Source organism: Swingsia samuiensis, from assembly GCF_006542355.1.
Classification (GTDB): domain Bacteria; phylum Pseudomonadota; class Alphaproteobacteria; order Acetobacterales; family Acetobacteraceae; genus Gluconobacter; species Gluconobacter samuiensis.
On the sequence record NZ_CP038141.1, the window covers coordinates 845,691 to 868,760 of the forward strand.

Annotated in this window: 21 protein-coding genes; 5 read left to right on the forward strand and 16 right to left on the reverse strand. The window is 44.8% G+C overall.

What is annotated here, in order from left to right; all coding sequences use genetic code 11:
- Positions 1–8: 8 nt before the first annotated feature.
- Positions 9–890, reverse strand: a complete 882-nt coding sequence (gene accD, locus E3D00_RS03860) for an acetyl-CoA carboxylase, carboxyltransferase subunit beta (RefSeq protein WP_141460110.1) — start codon at positions 888–890, stop codon at positions 9–11.
- A gap of 257 nt (positions 891–1,147) precedes the next feature.
- Between accD and E3D00_RS03865 the strand changes: the two genes are divergently transcribed.
- Complete coding sequence (locus tag E3D00_RS03865) at positions 1,148–1,693, forward strand: HdeD family acid-resistance protein (RefSeq protein ID WP_141460112.1); 546 nt, start codon at positions 1,148–1,150, stop codon at positions 1,691–1,693.
- A gap of 52 nt (positions 1,694–1,745) precedes the next feature.
- Here E3D00_RS03865 and trpA read toward each other — a convergent pair whose 3' ends face one another.
- Both trpA and trpB read right to left on the reverse strand, forming a co-directional pair.
- A complete protein-coding gene (trpA, locus tag E3D00_RS03870) occupies positions 1,746–2,561 on the reverse strand; it encodes a tryptophan synthase subunit alpha (RefSeq protein WP_141460114.1) in 816 nt (271 codons plus the stop codon).
- Positions 2,558–3,781, reverse strand: coding sequence for a tryptophan synthase subunit beta (trpB, locus tag E3D00_RS03875; RefSeq protein ID WP_141460116.1), 1,224 nt, complete (start codon positions 3,779–3,781; stop codon positions 2,558–2,560). Before trpB ends, trpA begins: the two co-directional genes overlap by 4 nt.
- Positions 3,782–3,938: 157 nt before the next feature.
- Here trpB and E3D00_RS03880 point away from each other — a divergent pair, with 157 nt between their 5' ends.
- Positions 3,939–4,979 (forward strand): CorA family divalent cation transporter, encoded by a 1,041-nt coding sequence (locus tag E3D00_RS03880; protein ID WP_141460118.1) that lies wholly within the window; start codon positions 3,939–3,941, stop codon positions 4,977–4,979.
- On the opposite strand, the gene E3D00_RS03885 is transcribed toward E3D00_RS03880, so the two are convergent.
- From E3D00_RS03885 to alr, 5 genes are all read right to left on the reverse strand, one after another.
- Positions 4,976–5,416, reverse strand: coding sequence for a DUF934 domain-containing protein (locus E3D00_RS03885; protein ID WP_141460121.1), 441 nt, complete (start codon positions 5,414–5,416; stop codon positions 4,976–4,978). The two genes, E3D00_RS03880 and E3D00_RS03885, sit on opposite strands and share 4 nt — an antisense overlap.
- Positions 5,403–7,076, reverse strand: coding sequence for a nitrite/sulfite reductase (locus tag E3D00_RS03890; protein ID WP_141460123.1), 1,674 nt, complete (start codon positions 7,074–7,076; stop codon positions 5,403–5,405). The genes E3D00_RS03885 and E3D00_RS03890 overlap by 14 nt, the downstream gene beginning before the upstream one ends.
- A complete protein-coding gene (locus tag E3D00_RS03895) occupies positions 7,073–7,390 on the reverse strand; it encodes a DUF2849 domain-containing protein (protein ID WP_141460125.1) in 318 nt (105 codons plus the stop codon). Before E3D00_RS03895 ends, E3D00_RS03890 begins: the two co-directional genes overlap by 4 nt.
- A 193-nt stretch (positions 7,391–7,583) precedes the next feature.
- Positions 7,584–8,030, reverse strand: a complete 447-nt coding sequence (locus E3D00_RS03900) for an RrF2 family transcriptional regulator (RefSeq protein ID WP_141460127.1) — start codon at positions 8,028–8,030, stop codon at positions 7,584–7,586.
- Positions 8,031–8,141: 111 nt separating this feature from the next.
- A complete protein-coding gene (gene alr / locus E3D00_RS03905; protein ID WP_141460129.1) occupies positions 8,142–9,278 on the reverse strand; it encodes an alanine racemase in 1,137 nt (378 codons plus the stop codon).
- A gap of 272 nt (positions 9,279–9,550) precedes the next feature.
- Here alr and E3D00_RS03910 point away from each other — a divergent pair, with 272 nt between their 5' ends.
- The gene (locus E3D00_RS03910) at positions 9,551–9,787 is read left to right on the forward strand and encodes a (2Fe-2S)-binding protein (RefSeq protein WP_141460132.1); all 237 of its coding nucleotides are present in this window, start codon (positions 9,551–9,553) and stop codon (positions 9,785–9,787) included.
- Positions 9,788–9,821: 34 nt separating this feature from the next.
- Here the strand turns inward: E3D00_RS03910 and bfr are convergent, their stop codons facing one another.
- The 6 genes from bfr to ssb form a co-directional block, all read right to left on the reverse strand.
- Positions 9,822–10,310: a bacterioferritin gene (gene bfr / locus E3D00_RS03915; protein WP_141460135.1), complete on the reverse strand. Its 489-nt coding sequence runs from the start codon at positions 10,308–10,310 to the stop codon at positions 9,822–9,824.
- Positions 10,311–10,499: 189 nt separating this feature from the next.
- Complete coding sequence (locus tag E3D00_RS03920) at positions 10,500–11,918, reverse strand: carbohydrate porin (RefSeq protein WP_246091491.1); 1,419 nt, start codon at positions 11,916–11,918, stop codon at positions 10,500–10,502.
- A gap of 64 nt (positions 11,919–11,982) precedes the next feature.
- Positions 11,983–12,915, reverse strand: coding sequence for a 2-hydroxyacid dehydrogenase (locus E3D00_RS03925; protein WP_141460137.1), 933 nt, complete (start codon positions 12,913–12,915; stop codon positions 11,983–11,985).
- A gap of 38 nt (positions 12,916–12,953) precedes the next feature.
- A complete protein-coding gene (locus E3D00_RS03930) occupies positions 12,954–13,775 on the reverse strand; it encodes a 2-keto-4-pentenoate hydratase (RefSeq protein WP_141460139.1) in 822 nt (273 codons plus the stop codon).
- Between the two features lie 36 nt (positions 13,776–13,811).
- The gene (locus tag E3D00_RS03935; RefSeq protein WP_246091492.1) at positions 13,812–15,236 is read right to left on the reverse strand and encodes an MFS transporter; all 1,425 of its coding nucleotides are present in this window, start codon (positions 15,234–15,236) and stop codon (positions 13,812–13,814) included.
- Positions 15,237–15,606: 370 nt separating this feature from the next.
- Positions 15,607–16,158, reverse strand: coding sequence for a single-stranded DNA-binding protein (gene ssb / locus E3D00_RS03940; protein WP_141460141.1), 552 nt, complete (start codon positions 16,156–16,158; stop codon positions 15,607–15,609).
- Positions 16,159–16,287: 129 nt separating this feature from the next.
- Here ssb and uvrA point away from each other — a divergent pair, with 129 nt between their 5' ends.
- Entirely contained in the window at positions 16,288–19,161 is a 2,874-nt protein-coding gene (gene uvrA, locus E3D00_RS03945) for an excinuclease ABC subunit UvrA (RefSeq protein WP_141460143.1), read from the forward strand.
- A 111-nt stretch (positions 19,162–19,272) separates the two neighbouring features.
- Complete coding sequence (gene adhP / locus E3D00_RS03950) at positions 19,273–20,319, forward strand: alcohol dehydrogenase AdhP (RefSeq protein WP_141460144.1); 1,047 nt, start codon at positions 19,273–19,275, stop codon at positions 20,317–20,319.
- Between the two features lie 59 nt (positions 20,320–20,378).
- On the opposite strand, the gene trhO is transcribed toward adhP, so the two are convergent.
- Together trhO and E3D00_RS03960 are read right to left on the reverse strand one after the other, a co-directional pair.
- Positions 20,379–21,323 (reverse strand): oxygen-dependent tRNA uridine(34) hydroxylase TrhO, encoded by a 945-nt coding sequence (gene trhO / locus E3D00_RS03955; protein ID WP_181441992.1) that lies wholly within the window; start codon positions 21,321–21,323, stop codon positions 20,379–20,381.
- A gap of 103 nt (positions 21,324–21,426) precedes the next feature.
- Positions 21,427–22,791: an autotransporter strand-loop-strand O-heptosyltransferase gene (locus tag E3D00_RS03960; RefSeq protein WP_141460148.1), complete on the reverse strand. Its 1,365-nt coding sequence runs from the start codon at positions 22,789–22,791 to the stop codon at positions 21,427–21,429.
- Between the last annotated feature and the right edge of the window lie 279 nt (positions 22,792–23,070).

Sequence of the window (23,070 nt, forward strand, 5' to 3'; positions counted from 1 at the left end):
TTTTATCGTTATTCAGCAGCTATTGATTCACCATCGGCTTCACGCTTCTGGCAGGTTAGTAGCCCAATTAAACGCCCCAACAACTCAGAAAGCTCTGAACGTTTCGCAACAATATCTACCATTCCGTGCTTTTTTAAATACTCAGAGCGCTGAAAGCCTTCGGGGAGTTTTTCTCTTACGGTATCCTGAATGACACGCGGGCCTGCAAACGCAATCAGTGCATTAGGCTCAGCAATATGGACATCCCCTAACATAGCAAAAGAAGCTGATACGCCCCCCGTTGTCGGGTTTGTAAACACAACAATATACGGCAAGCCAGCTTCGGCTAGCATTTGCACACCAATCGTTGTGCGGGGCATCTGCATTAAGCTAATTGCCCCTTCCTGCATACGCGCCCCACCGGATGCCGTATAAATAACCAAAGGCGCCTTCTGAAGAACGGCCAAGCGACACGCCGCAACAAAAGCTTCTCCTAAAGCCGCTCCCATCGTTCCCAAAAGAAACTCCGGCGCCATAACAGCCACTACGGCCTTCTGCCCTTCGATCAAACCATGCGCAACAACCAAAGCTTCATCTAGGTGAGATTTATTACGCGCATCTTTTAAACGTTCTGTATAGCGCTTCGAATCCTTAAAGTTTAAAGGATCTACAGGCATTTTAGGAAGTTCAATGGTCGTGTACTCACCATGATCAAACGTCCATTCCAAACGCTCTTTCGCTGTTGCACGCATATGGTGCCCGCAATGAGGACAAACTTTCTTGGCACGCTCCAGCTCTTTAACCAGAATCATCTGGCTACAAGAATCACAATTCGTCCAAAGGTTTTCTGGAACATCCCGCTGCAAAAATCCACGTAGCTTGGGGCGTACATAATCCGTCAACCAACTCATATCGTTTCGATACTCTCCAGAAAAACCCTCTAGGACGAAGGTAAAATATCCCAAAAGCCTAACAGGTAGGCATTATATTAATCCTATTTTAGCACTGCCTGAAATTTATACCAGCCTTGTCTCTTTACGAAAGCAGGATAAGAGCCCCTTCACCTCATCCAAAATAATTATCTACTTTTTGAAAATGATCATTTTTATTTTTGCATCTCATAATAATATGAAGCGTCAAACAACCACTTGGTCAAAAAAGAGGTTTTATGTCCAATAGTTTTAACAATGCACTTGCAAGAAAGACTAATCTTTCATCGGGTAGTCTTATTGCATTAGGCGCATTTTTTATTTGCCTCGGGCTCGTCTCCGCCTTTGATATGGTCGGAACAACTTTAGCCAGCATAGTAATCCTTGGCGTGATCCTCATTTTTGGTGGGGTCGCACAGATTCTTTTCTCTCTGTCCTCCAACACGACCAACAAAGTTCTCTCTATTCTTATGGGCTTACTTTATATCATTGCCGGTGGAGCAATGATTGATGAACCGGCTTCTGGCTCTACCTTTTTTACGGCTTTCTTATCCGGTGGGTTAATATTTGCAGGTATAATGCGCGCAATCTGGGCATCGACACATCGTTCTTTTGGAAATTGGCTGCCTGTTCTACTCAGTGGAATCTTTGCTCTGCTTATCGGTATTTTACTTTTTGCTACACTGCCTTGGTCTGGCTTATGGCTCATTGGCTCATTTATTGCTTTTGAGTTAATTTTTGCGGGTGTATCTTTTCTTATGCTCGGCATTTCCTTGCGGAGATAACCATTCTCCGTCACTCCATTCATAGCGATAAACACTATGAATGGAGCTTTTATCAAGACCGTACGGCAGCCGCCAACTGTTCTAGCTGCTTAATAACTGAAGAGACTGTACTTCCCGTCGCATGGCCCTCCGCTGTTAATGTAGAGGCCATTGTTTTTATAAGAGCCGAAGCAACAATCGCAGCATCCCCAATACGAGACGCTGTTTTGGCTTGTTCTGGCGTCGTTATGCCAAAGCCAATCGCTACAGGTAAATCCGTCGCCTGACGCAACCGTGGCAAAGCTTCTTCAAGCTGCTCACGAGAGGCACTACTTGTTCCTGTGATACCTGTAATACTCACATAATAAACAAATCCTGAAGCACCATCCAACACATAGCGCAAACGCTCTCCTGTTGTGGTCGGCGCAACAAGGGTTATAATATCCAAGCCTTCTCTCTTGGCATATGTATCAAGCAGATCAGCTTCTTCACGCGGCATATCCACAACAATAATGCCATCAACTCCAGCCTTTGCCGCATCCACACAAAAACGTTCCGGACCATAGCTATCAATCGGATTGAGATATCCCATCAAAATAATCGGGGTTTCCTGATCCGTTGTGCGAAAATCTTCTACCATTTTCAAAACGCCAGCCAGCGTCGCTCCAGCTTTCAGCCCACGCAAGGCCGCCGCTTGAATTGTGGGACCATCCGCCGAGGGGTCTGAAAATGGAACGCCAATTTCAATGGCATCTGCACCCGCTTTTGGCATTGCCTTTAAAAGGGCGAGCGAGGTCTCATAATCTGGGTCGTATGCTTGTAAATACGGAATTAAAGCTCCACGCCCTTCTTTGCGCAAAGCTGAAAAACGGGCTTGGATACGGCTCACAACTCAACTCCCAAATGACGTGCAACAGTGAAAATGTCTTTATCCCCACGCCCTGACAAGTTCAGAACAATAATCTGATCTTTTTCCATTTTAGGCGCAATCTTCATAACATGTGCCAACCCATGCGCGCATTCCAATGCTGGAATAATACCTTCTGTACGCGTACAAACCTGAAATGCATCCAGCGCTTCCTGATCCGTTACACTGACATATTCTGCACGGCCAATATCATTTAACCAGGAATGCTCAGGCCCAATCCCAGGATAATCCAATCCCGCACTAATGGAATGTGCCTCTTCAATCTGGCCATTCTTATCCTGCAGAAGATACGTTCTGTTGCCATGCAACACCCCTGGACGCCCACGGGAAATAGATGCAGCAGTCTTCCCAGAATCAAGACCAAGGCCTGCCGCCTCCACACCAATGAGCTTCACTTTTTCATCATCTAGAAAGGGATGAAAAATACCCATCGCATTGGAGCCGCCACCAATTGCCGCTACGATTGCATCTGGATAACGCCCTTCAAGCCCCATAATCTGCTCTTTTACTTCAGTACCAATAATCGACTGAAAATCACGCACCATTTCAGGGTAAGGATGTGGGCCCGCAACGGTTCCTACGAGGAAGTAGGTATCTTCCACATTGGCGACCCAATCCCGCATGGCTTCATTCATGGCGTCTTTCAACGTACCCGCACCCGCTGTAACTGGCTTCACTTCTGCACCAAGAAGATTCATACGGAACACATTTGGCTTCTGACGCTCAACATCGGTTGCGCCCATATAAATGGTGCATTTTAAACCAAAGAGAGCACAGACCGTCGCCGTCGCCACGCCGTGTTGCCCAGCGCCCGTCTCCGCAACAATGCGTTTCTTTCCCATACGCCGCGCCACGAGGATCTGCCCCATAACGTTATTCAGCTTATGGGAGCCCGTATGGTTCAGTTCTTCACGCTTAAAATAAACCTTTGCACCACCCAACTCTTCCGTTAGGCGCTGGGCAAACCACAATGGACTGGGCCGCCCCACATAATCCCGATAATAATAATCGAGCTCTTTTCGAAATTCTGGATCAGCTTTCGCCGCCCGATAAGCTTCTTCTAACTCCAGCACCAGAGGCATAAGGGTTTCAGCCACAAAGTGACCACCAAAAATACCAAACCGCCCTCGATCATCGGGGCCCGAACGCAAAGAATTAGGGAGTGAAGATAATTTCGTCATAATATGCTCAACTGCTTCGGCTTTGATAAAGGCTTATCCTAGCGATACCAAGGCAACGCCTGCGCGTCTATCCATCGAATGAAAGACAGTACATATCGCAAAAAGTGAAAACATAACATAGAATGCTATTTTTAAATGAATTGGAGCCTCATCGCTGATGCTACTTGCCCGGCCTGCCCATATTCCTGCCTTTGAGCTCAGCGCAACAACCGATATTTCTAATATTCCTTGGTTTGACCTCATCAATCCCACGAATGATGAAATCACCCTCGCCGAACGTCTTCTCAATATCTACATCCCCAAACGAGAAGAACTTGAAGAGATCGAAAGCTCTTCACGCCATTACGAACGCAATGGAAGCCTCTATCTTTCAACCCCTTTGGTGACTCGTAATGACGAAGGGGCCTCGGCAAAACCCGTGGGGTTAGTTTTTACCAAAACCAAAATCATCACCATTCGCTATCAGGACTATCCTTCTTTTGATGCAATTGGTCGCCGCTTAACGGATTGCCCTATAAATCAAGAGGTACCACCGGCTTCTGAAATCCTCATTGAACTGATTGAAGAAATTATCAATCGTCTCGCAGATACACTGGAGGCCCTTGGCCGTTCACTGGATACAATTTCACGAAGGGTCTTTAAAACAGAGTACAGCAAAAACCGTGCTCATACCGGCAGTATGCTCCGAGAAACTTTAAGGCGGCTTGGCAATGCCGCTGATCTTGCTTCTCTCGTTCGCGATAGTCTTCTTGGGATCGACCGTATTCGTATTTACCTTGATAATTATCTCATACCTGCGGCTCAACCCAATCAGACTTCTTCCTCTGAAACCGCCGCAGCCTCTCCTTTTCACGGCAACCCGACAGAACATTATGCCCTACGTCTGCAAATAGCAGCACGTGACATTGCCTCACTTAATGATTTCGATGCACAAACCGTCAGCAAAGTTCAGTTCTTACTGGATGCCACACTCGGCTTCATCAGCATTGAACAAAATGATGGTATGAAAATCCTGACTGTCGCCAGCTGCATAGGAATCATGCCAACACTCATTGCTGGCATTTATGGCATGAATTTTCATGATATTCCGGAGCTTTCCTGGCGCTACGGATATCCTTATTGCCTCATCCTTATGGCACTCTCCATCATTTTGCCGCTTATCTGGTTTTGGAGAAAAGGCTGGTTCGGCAGGAATTAATCTTCCTGCTTAACCCGCATACTCCGTCCCAAAAACGGCTCCGGCAAAACCGAGCGCTGATAAGCCATGGCATAACGCTCTATTTGTTTTTTCCAAAGCTCAGGATCGCTCCCTTCAGGAAGAACGACGCTATCCACACCACAGCGTTTAAAAAAATCCGCCTGATCTGGCAAAATATGCCCCTCTGCGCGAATTTCTCCAGTGTAATGATGATATTCCCGCAATTCCCGAGCCTGCGTAAAAGCCCGCCCATCCCGAAAAATTGGGAACTGCACCACAACCAACTCAAGCCGATTCAAATAGGGCTTCAAATCAGCCACATCGTCTGTGTTCTCTAAAAGAACTGCACGCGCTTCCCCATTCTCCGCAAGCTCTTGCAAAGAAACCAACGTTTCATGAAATTTGGCAGAGCGCTCGCCCAAATCAAACAGTTTCATATGCAGCCTCCTTAAATGGAGTATCCCCTAGACGATCAAGCGTTTGCAAGAACGTTTCCCCCTGCTTACGCTGCGCTAAATAACAATCCACGATACGCGCAATCGCATCCACCATATCATCCTCCGCCAACGCAGGACCGAGGATCTTACCAATCGCAGCGTTTTCCTCTGCACGTCCGCCCAGCGTAATCTGGAAGAACTCTTCCCCGCGCTTATCAACACCCAGCAAACCAATATGCCCTGCATGGTGATGCCCACACGCATTAATACAGCCGGATATATTGACTCGAAGTTCACCAATCTGCGCTTGTAACTCAGTATCTGCAAAACGTGCACTAAGCTTTTGGGCAATCGGAATAGAACGCGCATTCGCCAAAGAGCAGTAATCCAGCCCCGGGCATGCGACGATATCTCCAATCAAGCCAAAATTCGCAGACGCCAAGTTTACTTCTTTAAGCTTCTTCCAAAGCTCATACAGCTTATCTTGGCGAACATGCCCTAAAACCACGTTTTGAAGATGCGTGACACGCAATTCCCCAAACGAATAGTCATCCGCAAAATCGGCAAGCTTTTCCATCTGCTCAGATGTCGCATCTCCCGGAATTCCACCCGGGGGTTTTACCGACACAACCGCAATAATATATCCCTTCGCACGGTGCGGATGCGTGTTGCTCTTAACCCACAAATTAAACTCAGGATCTGCTTTTTGATGCTCCTGAAGCACTTTCTCCGCATCCGTAAGCGTCTCAAACTTTGGAAGGGCAAACCGCTCCTTAATCACATCCACCATATCCGGCGTTAAACGATAATGGTTTAGATCCATCTGCGCCAGCTCAGCTTCCACCTCTTTTCGATAGGCATCAATACCAAGGGCCTGAACCAGAATCTTAATCCGCGCCTTATAAATATTATCCCGACGGCCATGCGTATTATAAACGCGGATTATCGCTTCAAGCGTCGCTAATAAATGCTCTTCTGGAACTGAATCAAAAATTTCTTGGCCAATAACAGGTGTGCGACCTAATCCACCACCCACAAAAATACGGAAAACAGGGCGATTATTTTCCCCCATCCGCGCCAAAATACCAATATCATGAAACCGTGCCGCCACGCGGTCATGAGGACTACCTGAAATGGCAATTTTAAACTTACGAGGCAAAAACGTAAATTCTGGATGCAAGGTAGACCACTGCCGCAAAACTTCTGCATGCACGCGCGGGTCCATCAGTTCATCCGCAGCCGCCCCAGAAAACTCATCGGCTGTCACGTTACGAATACAATTTCCACTTGTCTGAATGGCGTGCATATCAACGCTAGCCAGCTCTTTTAAAATCGCTGGCGTATCTTCAAGCTTAATCCAATTGAACTGAATATTCTGCCGTGTCGTAAAATGCCCATAATCACGGTCATAGCGCCGGGCAATATGCGCCAACATCCGCATCTGTCGACTGTCTAAAATACCATACGGAATGGCCACCCGCAGCATATAGGCATGCAACTGAAGGTATAACCCATTCATTAATCGCAAAGGCTTAAATTCATCTTCCGTCAGCGTCCCATCAAGACGACGCTGAACCTGCTCGGAAAATTCTTCAATACGCGCATCTAAAAAAGAGCGATCAACCTGATCATACTGATAATGACCAACAGGAGCGTTCACAGCTCATTCTCCACAGCAAATTCTGGATGTACACTTGGCCCATAAGCACGAATGCGTTCCCGCACACTTACAGGCTCAATAGGGGTCTCATCTTTGACCGCCACTTCATAAATCGACACAACACCATCGGCCTGAGCCGTCTTTTGGGCTTTTTCTAATTCACTTTGAGCCGCATCAACATCATACAACGCAGCTTTACGAAAATGATGCTGCCATTTCCCTTGCGCATCACGCCAAACAATCCGACCATCTATCAAGCCGTTTGCCGTTAATACCAGCTTCTCATTCTCAGAAACACGAACAGGACGCTTCACGTCTCTCCTCCTTAGGATACCGCCACGCGTCAACTGAGAACCCGCGACTGAGAAAACTATCTATGGTCGCTTAGGCCATTATCCCCAATAAGACAAATCACCCTTACAGACCTTTATAGTGATCCATTATGGTGGATTTATATAAATCATTCTAGAGATCGGATGATTTTTAATTATACAATTTTTATTCGTTTTATATAGAAAAGGAAATCGGGGAGCGGCTAGGGCGTGACATTCCTGCCTCTTCAGCCGAGCGCAGAAGATTTTCTATAGAGATTTCCTGCATTTTCTCGGCCAAACCTTGATCTGTTTCCTTCCAGAAAGGCTCCAAAACTTTTTCAGTCAACGGGTTAGGTTGATCTTCATTCGTACCACGATCTTCTGTAACCGCTTGCACAATATCGTGAACAGTGATCATTCGTGGGGGACGGCCTAAACGGTACCCGCCTTTTGGCCCCCTCACGCTATCCAACAATCCTTCACGCGATAATGCTTGTAAAACGGGCTCTATCCCCCGACGCAGCATATTCCCACGCTTGGCAATGTCCGCACCACTTACAACGCCTGATCGACCTGCATGAAATGCAACGTCCAACACAATGGCGACAGCAGTAAACACACGGTCCCGGCGAAGATACATAGCTTTTCCAAATTCTACGTTAAAATAGTTAAAAACTATCTATATTGATAGGTTGTTTTAGTATTTGGGTCTTCACTAGCACAGAGTCAATCATTGTAAGATATTGAAAATTTAACCTTTTTTGAACGTAATATAGTTTCTTTCATATCGATGGCCCAAAGACGTCAAAATCTCATACCCAATTGTTCCCGCTGCATCTGCAACATCATCCACACTACGATGAGGACCAATTAAGTCGAGCATCATGTCAAGATTAAGAGAACTTTCTGGCAATTCACTGACATCTACAGCCAGAGAATCCATCGATATCCGACCAACAATGGGAAGTTTTATATTCTCAAACCAAGCACAGCCCTTCCCCGCATTATGCCGTGCAAAACCATCTGCATACCCAACAGCAACAATCGCTATTTTTCTTGGCCGGTCAGGACGGTAAGACATGCCATACCCTACTCCATCCCCGGGCTGAACGTCCCGAATTTGCACCACACGTCCCTGAAGACGAATAACGGGCTTCATTGGGTTAGACGAAACATTATTAGGAGCAAGCCCGTATAAGGCCGCTCCAGGGCGTACAAGATCTAAATAATAATCAGGTCCTAAAAAAATACCAGAAGACGCGGCCAAGCTTTGAGGAGCCTTTGGCAAAAGAGCTGAACGCTCTTTAAATTGCTTTAACTGGTGCTTATTTTCAGCACTGCTGGGATCATCCGCGCAAGCCAAATGACTCATAATTAAAGATGTTTTAACCCCAGTGAATGCCTCTGGATGCTCCGCAAGGTATTCGACATCCTTTTGAGATAAACCAAAGCGGGACATGCCACTATCAACCTGTAAAACAGCATCCAACATCCGTTCTTGACGGGTTGCCGCTTTTTTCCAAAGTTGAATTTGCTCTAAATTATTAAGGACGGGCCTTAACCCGTAAGCAATACATTCTTCGACAGAATCGGGACGAAAACCATGCAAAACTGTTATTTTTGCATTTGAAGATACAATGCTTTTCAGCCGTATCCCTTCATCAACATGAGCGACAAAAAACTCTTCTACCCCTGCTGCCTCCAACACAGGAGCAACTTGCTCCACCCCTAAGCCATAGGCATCTGCTTTAACCACTGCCGCACAGATTGTATTACCCACTTTCTTTTTCAGGAAGCGATAATTATCCGCAAGGGCCGGTAGATCAATTGTTAATGTTGCTCCGGCACGGGAAGCAACCCAAAAAGAAGAACGCGATGAAGTAGTCATAAAAATATTCTATATCATATCGAAACAAATTTCTTGTTCTAAATTCAATTTTTAAATTAACTTTGATGGAGAGAGGACATATTCCCGCAGGAAATTTTATAGCAAAGACATTCTTTATTCAGGCTTACGCTGCCTGAATAATTCTCGATTCGCTCTTCATTAAGGCGCCTAACAACTCAATAAAATCATAATGTTATTTTTTTAATTGCGAACAAATCGCATTTGCATTAATTTTACCCAAGATCCTACTCTAGGAAAACGGTGTCCCGTTTATGATAATTTGCTCATGTAACGCTCTGTCAGATAAAGATATTAAAGCCGCGATACAAAGTGGGGCTTCACGCCCTTCGGAAATTTATACAGCTCGTAAATGCCGCGTCCAATGTGGAAACTGCACTTCTGGAATTGTCTGCCTTCTCAAAGAAGCAATTAGACAAAACTCAACAAACTCAACTCTATGCCCAATTCCAGCAGATTCTCCTGCCCAATTGGGAGTATACCCCCAATAAAAAAGCCCGGGAATTTCCCGGGCTTTTTACTTCATTAAGCTTCTTCGTTCGCTGGCGAAGAGTTCTTCTGAATATAACGCTCAATTCCAACGAGCTTAATCAGATCCAACTGACGATCAATGAAGTCTTCATGATCTTCTTCATCAGTCAGGATTTTCAACATAAGATCACGTGAAACGTAATCTCTTACGCTTTCACAATATGCAATACCATCACGCAAATCCTGCAACGCTTTAACTTCTAACTTAGCGTCACATTCAAGAATTTCCTGTACGTTCTGACCGATAAGAACTTGGTTCAAACGTTGTACATTTGGCAATCCACCCAAGAACAAAATACGTTCAATCAGCCAATCAGCATGACGCATTTCTTCGATAGATTCTTCATATTCTTTCTTCGCAAGCAGCGTTACGCCCCAATGGCGCAGTGTACGGGAATGCAAGAAATACTGATTAATCGCTGTCAGCTCATTCGTGAGCTGTGCGTTTAAAAAATCAATAACTTTTTGATCTTTAACAGGCATAGGTGCTCTCCTTCTTTTCAATTAAAGAAGTAGCACACAGAAAATGCATTATCAACAAAATATATTTGTTCATTTTTATATTAATAAACATTCTCAACTAATGTCAACAAAAAAAATACGCCTCTCAATTAATAATTATTTGCATCCCACCTCCCCTTGCAGCTCACAGCTAAAAAATAAGACATTCGATCACAGCACTGTATGAATCTTCAGACCCAGTGCATCAATATCTTTATAATTTTTCTGTAAATTGGGGCGCCAAATATGCTGGTAATCAGGTTGGATCGACACTCCTGACCACACATGAATGTTATACGTAACTTCAAATGTCATGACATAGCTTTGTGGATAAGTTGCGTTGCCCGATAGACTTTCTATCCCTTTATTATGCTGAATCCATTGAGTCGCTTTTATCTTTTCACTTGCAAAGGTTCGAGACCACTCAATACCAAATGTATCTTTCGGACGGCTTTTAAACATCCCTCGATTCACGATACCAGCATAAATTTGCTCACTATACGGCCCATTTTCACTCTGATTATGCGTCCAACCTGCTAAAGCATACAGCCCGTGTAATGGCCCCCAACCATTACGAATCAGCATTTGGTCCCCTTCAAGCCACATCTGAACTTTTCCACGCGTCCAGCGATAAGGCTCTCCCGTTAACGCCGCAGGCTGGCCGTAAGAATCATAATAAACATCTCGATATGAGGATGAATCATATGCAACGCCAAATTTATAATGTCCTACGAGTTTATGAGGGCCAAAAGACGGGATAAACCCAATTTCATAAGGAATATAAACACCAGTGTACCGATTAACACTCATGTTAAACCCTGTTCGATCATATCGATTAGTATTTAAACCCGGGTTCACCCCGTACAGACCTGCCTGCATGTAAAAACCATGCAACATCCAGTACCGAATACGCGCTCCCCAAGTAGAGCCTGGATACGTTGCATACCCGGCAGCTCCTTTTGTAAGAGACTTGGGTATCCCGCAGTTCGATTTATTCATAAATGTGCAAAAAAGTGGTGAATTTGCAAAGTCGATATTAACCGGCATCTTCCCGGCCGAAATTTGTATCCTTTTATTATATAAATCTTGCGTTCCATAAACATAAACCAAATGAACGCCTACGTTTCCTCCACCTCCAAAAATTTCCTGAAACCCATTCAAAGAATAATCACGAAAATCAGTTGCGAGGTTATGGCCAGCCCTATTCACCATAACTGTATGGGTTTTAAAGCCTTTCCAGCCAATCAGCTTTTCCCAGTCTAAATCAAGCTCAACGCCAATCTGATGCGCATATCCTGCATCACCACTATGGCCGCCATTTAAAGCTAAGGCGCTTTCACTCGTATAATCAACAACAAGTCCAACACCATAACGATTCAATTTTTTATTCAATCGTCCCCAGACCGGGATCATATTTTCAACCGGAGGTGTAAACGGCGTATTGGCATACGCCGTTGGTGTATCCAACGAAAATAATGGTGCTGATTCTGAAATAGGACCACGATATTGGGCCTTCGCCGTTAATGGGTATCCTCCCACAACAACGAATAAATAAATCATATTTTTAACACGACGACGCGTTAGTGACATCGTCGTGATTTTTGAAAAAAGCCGGCTCCGCACAAACGAAACCCTTTCATAACATCAATATATTTTATTTAGCCGGAACAGGCGTCAAGAGTGGCTTTCCTGCAAAATGAGCTGCAAGATTATCTACCACCAGCTTTCCCATCTGTAAGCGCGTTTCTATCGTTGCGCTTGCCCGATGAGGTTGAACCAATACATTTTGCATTCCCAACAACTCATCTGGAATATGAGGTTCGTTTTCAAAGACATCCAGCGCAGCCCAACCTAATTTTTTGGCTTTAAGAGCCTCAATCAGTGCGGCCTCATCAACTACAGTTCCTCGAGAAATATTAACGAGTAGACCTTTCGGGCCAAGCGCTTCCAACACTTCTTGATTCACAAGATGTCGTGTAGCTGGACCACCGGAAACAGAAATCACCAGTATATCACTCTGACGCGCCAACTCTGTTAAAGATGGAACATACGTTACATCCTTAAGGCCTTCATCTTTGCGGCTATTATAAGAAACGCGCATATCAAATCCCTGCGCCCGACGAGCCACAGCACGGCCAATATTGCCCATACCAAAGATACCAAGCTTTTTCCCGCTCATCTTCCGGCTTAAAGGAAGCGTTTCTTTCCCCCATAATTTCTTGTGAGCAAACTCATCGCCCGCCACGATATCACGCAAAGAAGCAAGGATAAGCGCTAATGCAAGATCAGCAACATCATCCGTTAAAACGCCAGCAGTCGTTGTAACAGCAATATTTCGGCGCTGCGTTTCAACCAAATCAATCGCATCTGTTCCTACCCCATTTACCGCTATAATTTCTAACGCGGGGAGTTGATCCATAATCGCACGAGGAACACCTGTACCACCACCTGTTGCAATACCACGAATTTGTGGTGCAAATTTTGCTATATCATCACCTGACTGATAAGGATGCACGACATAAGCATCATATAATTCTTTTTCAATTTCTGACATCATTGGTTCAAGTAATAAAATTTCTGGCTTCATGTTCTTTTTCCTAACTTATATAAGTAATAAATGCTTTTTTACGGAAGCTGTACAGTCAAAACACCGAGAGAACCAAATTCCACACGTACCAAAGTCCCTCCTGGAACAAAGATTGTTCCCATCGTAGACCCCGTGGTTACAACATCTCCAACCTTAAAAGGAAAACCTCTTTCCTGAGCATGATTAGCAAGCCATACCAACATCCTTAGAGGATCTCCGGCAGAATTGCCGCCTTTATGCTCAACGGCCGTTTCCCCATCAAACATGACCTTTACAGACTCTTCTGTAGGGATCAAATTTTGCCAATCTGAATAGGCTTCTCCATAAATCAAGGCGCCATGATTTGCCTGATCAGCCCGATGCACTAAAGGATCTTGTGAATTATAATCACTAAACCGCGTGTCACAGATTTCAATAGCCGGGTGTGCACTCACGATTGTACTCAGAACCTCCTCGCGCGACCACACTTCCTGACCAGGCTTTTTAAACGGAAGTTCTTTGCCAATCGTGTACACAATTTCAGCTTCAACACCGTACAATCGGCAAAAATTCTCTGGGAAATTGATTTTATTTCCCGAAAATAACGTTCCTTGATGAATGGGGGCTGCAAAAGGCTCTGCTTGCGGTGTAGAGGCTCCCACCTTCCAAGCCCGAACGCCGCCTGCCGTTTTCGCCCACGCCTCGACAACGTAGTTTTGAACCGCACAGGCCATTTCCTCTGTGTCCACTTTGTAAGGAAAACCTTGTGCTGGAATAGGGCGTTTCGTTCGCCTTGCCTCTAAAAGTAAATCACCATACGCTTTCAATTGCTCATTTTGATCAAGAGTTTGTTCAAATTTATTTTTTACCAAAGAAGACATAAAAATCCTTTCACAATTTCTTTTAAAGATTGTTCATTAAAAAGCGTCTTTAGGAGATAAAAGATCACGCCCTTTTGTTTCTGGAATATAAAACGTTGCTAAAACAGCCATACTGGAAATACCCACCACATATAAAGCTAAGGGTATCCATGCATAAATTCCTGTAGTGGCATGACCAATATGATAGAAAGCAAATAAACCAATAATATATTGCCCAATCATTGGAGCCACGCCACCAGAAATAACGGCCGAAAATTCACGTGTGAACGAGACCGCTGTATATCGATTTCTGGATCCAAACATTTCAGGCAAAAAGGCTGCCTGCGTCCCGAACATTCCCCACGTGGCAACGCCAAGCGCCAGCGATAGAGAAATCATCGAAAGCACAATATTCCCATAACTAAAAATATACCAAACAGGAATAGCTGTGAGAGCCTGTAAAATCGCAAACGAACGGTACACTTTTACACGCCCATAACGATCACTCAAACGTCCAGCGACAGGGATAGTAATTGCACCAACACACGCGGCACAAATGAGAGATGCCGTTCCCCAAAGAGGAGACATGCCGATTGTATGAACCAGATAACTAATTGCCAGAACCTGATAGAGGGAAGAACCTCCATTCTCAGCAATACGCAGCCCAATTCCTGCAAAAATAGGGTGCCGAGACGACATCAGAACATCACGCAGCGGCTCATGCTCATGATGATCAGCTTCTTCACGGGCTTTCTTAAATGCAGGCGTCTCCTTTAAATGCAAACGCATATAAAGCGCCATGGCCAGCAGTATAATGCTCACAAGGAAAGGCAAACGCCATAACCACGTATGAGCAACATTAGGAATCCATTCCAACATGGCAAAATACAGCGAACTTGCCACGATGGTTCCTAACTGAATTCCCAAAAATGGAAGAGAGGCAAAAAAACCACGTCGGCTAGACGGCGCCATTTCCGTCATCATAACAGCAGCGCCAGCCTGCTCAGCACCTGCGCCCAAGCCTTGAACGATACGCAAAACGATCAACAATAACGGTGCAGCAATCCCGATAGAGGCATAGGTTGGAATTAACCCAATCCCTGCACTGCCAAGCCCCATAAGCGATATCGTTAACAATAGAACCGTTTTACGGCCCAACCGGTCTCCCAATCGGCCAAAGATAATCCCACCAATAGGCCTAACCGCAAAACCTATAAAATACGTTGCAAAACTTGCAACCAAGCCAACTGTTGGAGATGTGCCTGAAAAAAATAAAGGACCAAAAATAAGCGCTGATGCCAAGGAATATAAAGCAAAGTCATAATACTCAATCGCACTTCCCACGGATGCCGCCCACGCCGCCCGTCGCAAATCTTCGATTGTTATTGTAACTTCCTCTTGGCCTGCTCCTTGAGTGACTTTCTTCACGGGCGCTAATGTATCAAGCGCAGGTGAAGAAAAATGATGTGTCATTAACGCCATTGTCACACACCTCCGACTTTATGCCCCAATAATCGTCGGAAACCACAGCCTCCTCCTTTACACTCGAATCTTGAGCGGTAAAGAGTCGCGCTTAGGAAATCACGTGAGATATCCACGAATATGGTCATAAAGTAACTCGTTCAAAAACGACTCTTAAAAGATACAAATTTATTAATAAATCCAAGCTTTTAAGCGTCAATGATAACACTTTATTTCGTCTTGAACTTTAATATACGCCAATAACCGCAAATAAAAAGAACATCATTATCAATGTTTAGTGAATGAAAAAATTAGTCCCTAAATAAATATTAAAATCATAATTTCCATAATGTATTGAGGCGTTTCACGTGAAACGCCTCAATACATTGAATCAAAAAGGAATTTCATCATCTAAATCATTATCTGGCGGTGCATCCCAGCCACCACCACGAGAGCCACTTCCTTGGTTTGAAGAACTACGGCCGCCACCAAAGCCACCACCTTCGTTATTATTATATCCGCCACGGCTTCCACCACCATAAGATGATGAGCCAGAGTTACTTTCGTAACCTCCATTATCATCTCCCCCACGGTTGCTATCCAACAAAACCAACTCGCCACGGAAACGATCAATTGTTACCTCTGTCGTATAACGCTCTTGTCCAGACTGATCTGTCCATTTACGCGTCCGTAATTCCCCTTCCAGATAAACCTTACGTCCTTTGCGCAAAAAGCGTTCTGCGACATCCCCCAAACGTTCATTAAAAATAACGACACGGTGCCATTCTGTTCTCTCACGGCGTTCGCCAGACTGCCGATCATTCCAAGTGTCAGACGTAGCGACTGTTAAATTAACTATTTTTGAACCTGATTGGGTATTTCGAACTTCAGGATCTCGCCCCAAATTCCCAATCAAAATAACCTTATTCACACTACCAGCCATGTTACCCTTACCAATTTCTTGAACTTGTTCTTTGTTAAACGGTTTTCATTCCCTACTTAATGAGGGACAACACGTATCAAGTCGAGATTAAAAGTTATACCCACCCTTCTGCGAAGTTTCGAGGTTTTTGTGAGTTTTCAAGACAATCATACCATTCGTGTCCGTGGCGCCCGTGCACACAACCTGAAAAATATTGATGTCACCATCCCTCGCGATTCCCTTACCATTATCACAGGGCTTTCTGGTTCTGGAAAATCATCCCTTGCCTTTGATACCATCTATGCAGAAGGGCAAAGGCGCTATGTTGAAAGCCTTTCAGCATACGCCCGCCAATTTTTGGAACTCATGGGAAAGCCTGATGTCGACTCAATAGAAGGCCTCTCCCCAGCGATCTCTATCGAACAAAAAACAACATCCAAAAACCCTCGATCCACCGTCGGCACAATCACCGAAATTCATGATTATATGCGGCTATTATGGGCGCGTGCTGGAATTCCATACTCTCCAGCGACAGGTCTTCCCATTGAAGCGCAGACCGTAAGCCAAATGGTTGATCGTCTCATGACCCTTCCTGAAGGGACACGCATGATGCTTTTGGCACCTGTCGTACGTGACCGCAAAGGTGACTGCAAAAAGGAACTGGCTGAACTTACACGCAAAGGCTTCACACGCGCCAAAATTGACGGAACACTTTACGAAATCGCTGAAGCCCCCGAGTTAAATCGTAAAACACGACACAACGTTGAAGTTGTAATCGACCGGATTGTCATTAAAGCAGGCTTAGAAACACGCCTAGCCGATAGCTTCGAAACGGCTCTCAACCTCTCTGACGGCCTCGCATATGCAGAAGAAGTCAAACGAGGGGAAGATACATCCCCCAGCCAACACATCGTTTTTTCATCTCGCTTTGCCTGCCCAGTTTCAGGCTTTACGATCGAAGAAATTGAGCCTCGTCTCTTCTCTTTCAATGCCCCTATGGGCGCATGCCCAACTTGCGATGGCCTTGGAATAGAAACTCATTTTGATGAAAATCTCATTATCCCGGACAACAGCCTATCTCTTGCTGATGGCGCCGTTGCTCCTTGGCGAAATACAGATAAAGACTGGTACATACAAACACTGGCGGCATTGGCCCGACACCAAGATGAAACCCTTCATACCCCTTGGAAAGATTTAAAGTCTGAAACACAAAGTTTGATACTCTATGGTTCAAAAGAACCTATTGCTATCCCCTACAAAGACGGAAGCAAGATTCATACCATCACCAAACCTTTTGAAGGTGTGCTCAAGAACCTCCAGCGTCGTATGAGCCAGACCGATAGTGCTTGGGTTCGAGAAGAACTTGGGCGTTATCAATCAGAAAAGCCATGCCATGTTTGTCACGGCGCACGCCTCAAGCCGGAAGCCTTAAGTGTTAAGGTAAACGATCTCAACATTGCCCAAGCGTCTGACATGCAGATCCGTCAGGCATTAAAATGGTTTTCAAGTGTTGAAGAAACTCTCTCCCCCCAACGTGCAGAAATTGCACGACGTATTTTACGTGAGATTATAGACCGCCTTCATTTCCTTGATGATGTCGGTCTTGATTATCTGACCTTAGCCCGCGGCTCCGCAACACTTTCAGGAGGGGAAAGTCAGCGTATCCGCCTTGCTTCGCAAATCGGGTCGGGATTAACCGGCGTTCTTTATGTCCTAGATGAGCCATCTATTGGCTTACATCAACGCGATAATGAACGCCTGCTTGGCACGCTAGAACGCCTGAAACGCCTCGGAAATACCGTCATTGTTGTTGAGCACGATGAAGATGCCATTCGTGCTGCCGATTATCTTATTGATATGGGACCTGGTGCAGGCACGCTGGGAGGAAACGTCATTGCCACAGGCACTCCTTCTGAAGTTGCCCAAAACCCTGAAAGTTTAACCGGTGCTTATTTATCTGGACGTAAAATCATTCCTGTTCCTAAAGAGCGACGCCAGTCCGATAAAAAACTCACTCTCCATAATGCACAAGGCAATAACCTCAAAGACATCACGGTTGATTTCCCACTTGGAACATTCATAGCCGTTACGGGTGTTTCTGGTGGTGGGAAATCTACTCTGGTTATTGATACCTTATATAAAGCTTTGTCGCGCCAATTAATGAAATCCAGCGCAGCTCCGCTTCCTTATGGTCGCATTGAAGGCATAGAACATCTCGATAAAATTATTGAAATCGACCAATCTCCTATTGGCCGTACACCACGCTCCAACCCCGCTACTTATACAGATCTGTTCACACCCATTCGTGACTGGTTTGCTGAACTCCCTGAATCAAAAGCTCGTGGATATAAACCCGGCCGCTTTTCCTTCAACGTCAAAGGAGGGCGGTGTGAAGCGTGCCAAGGCGATGGGGTTCTCAAAATCGAAATGCATTTCTTGCCAGATGTTTTTGTAACGTGCGACACCTGTAAAGGAGCGCGCTATAATCGTGAAACTCTGGACGTGAAATTCCGTGGAAAATCTATTGCTGATGTCTTATCCATGACCGTAGATGAAGCCTTACCCTTTTTTCAGGCTGTTCCTAAAATTCATGATCGCTTAGCCATCTTACAACGTGTCGGCCTTGGCTATGTCGCTCTTGGCCAGCAAGCAACGACCCTATCTGGCGGGGAGGCTCAACGCGTTAAACTCTCTAAAGAACTTGCTAAACGCGCAACTGGCCGTACCCTATACATTCTTGATGAGCCAACGACGGGCCTACATACGGAAGATGTTCGCAAATTATTAGAAGTGCTTCATGCTCTTGTCGAACAAGGGAATACAATCCTCGTTATCGAACATAATTTGGAGGTCATCAAAACAGCCGACTGGCTTATTGATATCGGCCCAGAAGGTGGTGATGGCGGTGGAACAGTCGTGGCGACAGGCCATCCGGAAGATATTATTCAAAGCAAAAACAGTCATACAGGGCGTTTTTTAGCCCCTTTGTTGAAGGTAAAAAAAACAAAACGACAGGAGAAATAATCTCACCCTCTTTTGACCAAAATCATTCCCTCACGGCGCAAAAGCTTTCAACCTCATTAAGCGACCTGAATTAAAGGTTATCATCTTTTTGGCGCTATGATGGAGGCCACCATGAAAGCTGTTGTTCCTAATGGAAAAGGAAAAGTTGATATTGTTGAAAAACAGATTCGGCCTCTACAGCCGGGTGAAGCTTTATTAAAAATGACATGCTGTGGAGTCTGCCACACAGATTTGCATGTCAAAAATGGAGACTACGGTGACAAAAAGGGCGTCACCCTTGGACATGAAGGCATTGGCGTTGTTACAGCTGTAGCCCCAGATGTAACGGCGCTTAAAGTCGGCGATAGAGCCAGTGTCGCATGGTTTTACGAAGGATGTGGCCGTTGTGAATATTGCACCACCGGCCGTGAAACCTTGTGCCGTGACGTAAAAAATGCAGGTTATACGGTTGACGGTGGCATGGCTGAAGAGTGCATCGTTCCAGCAAACTATGCCGTGAAAGTTCCAGACGGGTTGGCCTCTCCTGAAGCCAGCAGTGTAACGTGTGCTGGGGTAACGACCTATAAAGCTGTTAAAGTTTCTGGGGTAAAGCCCGGCCAATGGATTGCTGTTTATGGCTTAGGTGGGCTTGGTAATTTAGCTGTTCAATATGCTAAAAAAGTCTTCAACGCTAAGGTTGTCGCTGTTGATATTTCTGACGAAAAACTCGCTTTTGCTCAAAAAGTGGGGGCCGACATCATCATCAACTCCAAAAATGAGGATGCCGCAAAAATTATTCAGAATAAAACAGGAGGGGCACACGCCGCTATTGTAACAGCCGTGGCCAGTGTTGCTTTTGAAGCCGCCGTCAACTCGGTTCGTGCGGGGGGACGTGTTGTTGCGATTAGCCTTCCTCCAGGGGCTATGCGCCTTGATATTCCACACCTTGTCTTTAATGGCATTGAAGTGGTTGGCTCTTTAGTTGGCACACGAGAAGACTTAGCGGAAGCCTTTGCCTTTGCAGCCGATGGAACCGTTGTTCCTAAAGTCACTCTACGCTCTATCAAAGATGTGAATGATATTTTTACGGAAATGGAAGAAGGCAAAATTGAGGGCCGTATGGTTATCGATTTTGAACACGATCACCACCATCATGGCAAAAAACACGCACACGCCTAAACGAATATCGTTCTCTTCTTTACTGAACCCGCTAGTTTAGCTAGCGGGTTTTTTATGCTTTATTTTTGACGCTCACCTAAGTGAGGAACGCCTCTTTCTGCCGCAAGAGCCTCCTGACGCTCCCGCTGCTCATAGCGGCTTCTTTGCTTCTCTGTTCTTTCATTATGACAATGCGGGCAAGATACGCCCTGAACAAATAAAGAAGATGCTTTGTCCTTCTCACTAATCGGCCTGCGGCATGCATGGCAGACGTCATATTTACCAATTTCCAGACCATGTTTTACGGAAACACGCTGGTCAAAAACAAAGCACTCACCTTCCCAAAGACTTTCTTCTTCAGGAATCGTTTCCAAATATTTTAGAATCCCACCTTTAAGGTGATAAACTTCTTCTACACCCTCAGATTTTGCAAATGCGGTTGATTTCTCACACCGGATCCCACCCGTGCAAAACATTGCAATTTTAGGTGTCTTACCTTGCGCTTCGATCTCTTTGCGGCGCTTACGAAACCACTCCGGAAACTCCCCAAACGAACGTGTCTTAGGATCTTCCGCTCGTTTAAAAGTCCCAATAGCGACTTCATAATCATTGCGTGTATCAATAACGATCGTTTCTGGATCTGAAATTAACGCATTCCAATCCTTAGGATCTACGTACTGACCCACATTTTTCCGTGGATCAATATTAGGCTGCCCCATCGTAACAATTTCACGCTTCAGACGCACTTTCATCCGCCGAAATGGCACTTCTGGTGCGCGCGCTTCTTTATACTCAAAGTTTTCACATCCCGGTAGAGTACGGATATGTTCAAGAACACGTTCCATTCCCTCGTCCGAACCCGCAATCGTACCGTTAATTCCTTCTGGAGCTAAAAGCAGAATTCCTTTTATGTCTTCACGATCACATAATTTTTGCAAAGGCGCCCGTAAACTCGCAATGTCTTCAAATGGTGTAAAATGATAAAGCGCAACAATACGAATAGGAAGAAGAGCAGTGTCAGACATAAAAGCAAAGATCCAGCATTAACCTAAAAGAGTTTTCTCAAAACGAACGAAGAGCCTTTTCCTCAAAAGGCCCTCCCTTCAGTTCTTGAAAACTCTTTAATTTCTAAACTTGTTTTTCTATCTTACCATTTTTCGAAATAAGTTTCTTATCTTTCATCAATTTTTCAATAATATTTATCACGCTTTTCCCTGTAATCAAACGCGTGCATTCAAACTGACGGTCCGTACCTTTATGTCTGGGGCACCACAAAAAGTCACTATGGTCAAACTGGTGAGCAGGATCATTCCAGCATGAATTACATGTATGCCAGTTGATAACACGATACGGCGTGAAAAACTCATTATTAGGATGTGTAAAACCGGAAATCATCACAACAGGCGTACCGGCAGCATGCGCTAACCATGATAGTCCACTAGAGAGACCAACAAAGAAGCTGGCATGTTTCAACCAACGTGCACGCTCTCCTAATGAGCGGTTACCCGTTTCATCCTCAACGCCAAAAGGGATATGATTGTAAACATATCCGGTTCCATGAAACATTTTTTGGTCGATACAAACGACGCGAAAACCCGAGCGCTTGAGATAATCAACAACTTCATGCCAACCCGCCGGATTATTCCAATATTTACACTGAGTACTCGCCTGAGTCGCTATCACGACATAAGGCTCTTTAATGGGTGGAGTATCTCCATCTGGAATATCTAATGCGGGAGGCGAATCATCCCAAGGATTAATACCTAAAATATATGCTGCGGTTCTATGCAAGCCAACATGCCTAAAATCAGTTGGCTGATAGGTAAATTCTTTATCTTGGAAGAAAAGACCTAACTTATAAGTCGCATAGAAATCATCAGCGAACCCTTTTATCTTGGCCGCTTTATCCTTGCCTACAAACTTAATCTCAGGGTTTGCCTTTTCAACCAACGGCAAAATAACGTCTGCTATTGTACACGTGACATGTGCTTCGTTTTCTTTTGCAAAGCGAATTACCGGCGGCAACCAAGCAAGAGTATCTCCAAGCGTACCAACAGGTAACTGAACGAGAACTCGTTGCCCTTTTAATGATAATTTATGATCGAGAATCTTTTCTTCAGTTCCATCTTTCTTCTGCAGCCAGACTTCTAACTCAAACGGAACAAAGAACTTTTTTGTAGAAGAAGCCATTCCTTGAGGAATATGGGCGTCAAATAAAATATTACCCATAGAATAATCTGATAATCTTACGTGCCACTGCTGATCTTTGTCAGCCAGAGGGGGGACCATCACGCGCGCGCCATCGTTAAAATCAAAACGAATGCCCATTTTGCCTTCTATGGCTGGCGTTTGAGACGGCAGTACATAAGGGCTCTCTTGCTTTTCCTCCTTCGCTGATGACGGAGAAGCAGAAGCTTCACTTGTAACTGCAGAAGGAAGGCCTTCCTTCTCAGTTGTAGTCGATGATAATGAATCTGACTGTTGTTCCGACATCGCCACAAGAGCTCCCAGTGTAAAATCTATCAAAAATCAACGTTTTTCTTAAAACATTTCCTCAAGCTATATAATAAGAAAAAGTATTTTTGGTTTGATTTTTATCACTAAAAAATTTTATAAAATAAATTGTCTAAAACACTAAAAATCTTTTGAAATCAATCTAAAGCGTCACTCCCCCTACACTCAACCATTACTACTCCTGTAACAATTTTTTGCTTCCATTAAACATTCTACTCAAAAGAGCGTTAACTATAAAATTACGACTTCAAGATTAAA

Excerpts from the sequence above, each read along its gene's own strand:
- accD (WP_141460110.1), bottom strand. The coding sequence starts at position 890 with ATGAGTTGGTTGACGGATTATGTACGCCCCAAGCTACGTGGATTTTTG.
- E3D00_RS03865 (WP_141460112.1), top strand. The coding sequence starts at position 1,148 with ATGTCCAATAGTTTTAACAATGCACTTGCAAGAAAGACTAATCTTTCA.
- trpB (WP_141460116.1), bottom strand. The coding sequence starts at position 3,781 with ATGACGAAATTATCTTCACTCCCTAATTCTTTGCGTTCGGGCCCCGAT.
- E3D00_RS03880 (WP_141460118.1), top strand. The coding sequence starts at position 3,939 with ATGCTACTTGCCCGGCCTGCCCATATTCCTGCCTTTGAGCTCAGCGCA.
- E3D00_RS03885 (WP_141460121.1), bottom strand. The coding sequence starts at position 5,416 with ATGAAACTGTTTGATTTGGGCGAGCGCTCTGCCAAATTTCATGAAACG.
- E3D00_RS03900 (WP_141460127.1), bottom strand. The coding sequence starts at position 8,030 with ATGTATCTTCGCCGGGACCGTGTGTTTACTGCTGTCGCCATTGTGTTG.
- alr (WP_141460129.1), bottom strand. The coding sequence starts at position 9,278 with ATGACTACTTCATCGCGTTCTTCTTTTTGGGTTGCTTCCCGTGCCGGA.
- E3D00_RS03910 (WP_141460132.1), top strand. The coding sequence starts at position 9,551 with ATGATAATTTGCTCATGTAACGCTCTGTCAGATAAAGATATTAAAGCC.
- bfr (WP_141460135.1), bottom strand. The coding sequence starts at position 10,310 with ATGCCTGTTAAAGATCAAAAAGTTATTGATTTTTTAAACGCACAGCTC.
- E3D00_RS03920 (WP_246091491.1), bottom strand. The coding sequence starts at position 11,918 with ATGTCACTAACGCGTCGTCGTGTTAAAAATATGATTTATTTATTCGTT.
- E3D00_RS03925 (WP_141460137.1), bottom strand. The coding sequence starts at position 12,915 with ATGAAGCCAGAAATTTTATTACTTGAACCAATGATGTCAGAAATTGAA.
- E3D00_RS03930 (WP_141460139.1), bottom strand. The coding sequence starts at position 13,775 with ATGTCTTCTTTGGTAAAAAATAAATTTGAACAAACTCTTGATCAAAAT.
- E3D00_RS03935 (WP_246091492.1), bottom strand. The coding sequence starts at position 15,236 with ATGGCGTTAATGACACATCATTTTTCTTCACCTGCGCTTGATACATTA.
- ssb (WP_141460141.1), bottom strand. The coding sequence starts at position 16,158 with ATGGCTGGTAGTGTGAATAAGGTTATTTTGATTGGGAATTTGGGGCGA.
- adhP (WP_141460144.1), top strand. The coding sequence starts at position 19,273 with ATGAAAGCTGTTGTTCCTAATGGAAAAGGAAAAGTTGATATTGTTGAA.
- trhO (WP_181441992.1), bottom strand. The coding sequence starts at position 21,323 with ATGTCTGACACTGCTCTTCTTCCTATTCGTATTGTTGCGCTTTATCAT.
- E3D00_RS03960 (WP_141460148.1), bottom strand. The coding sequence starts at position 22,791 with ATGTCGGAACAACAGTCAGATTCATTATCATCGACTACAACTGAGAAG.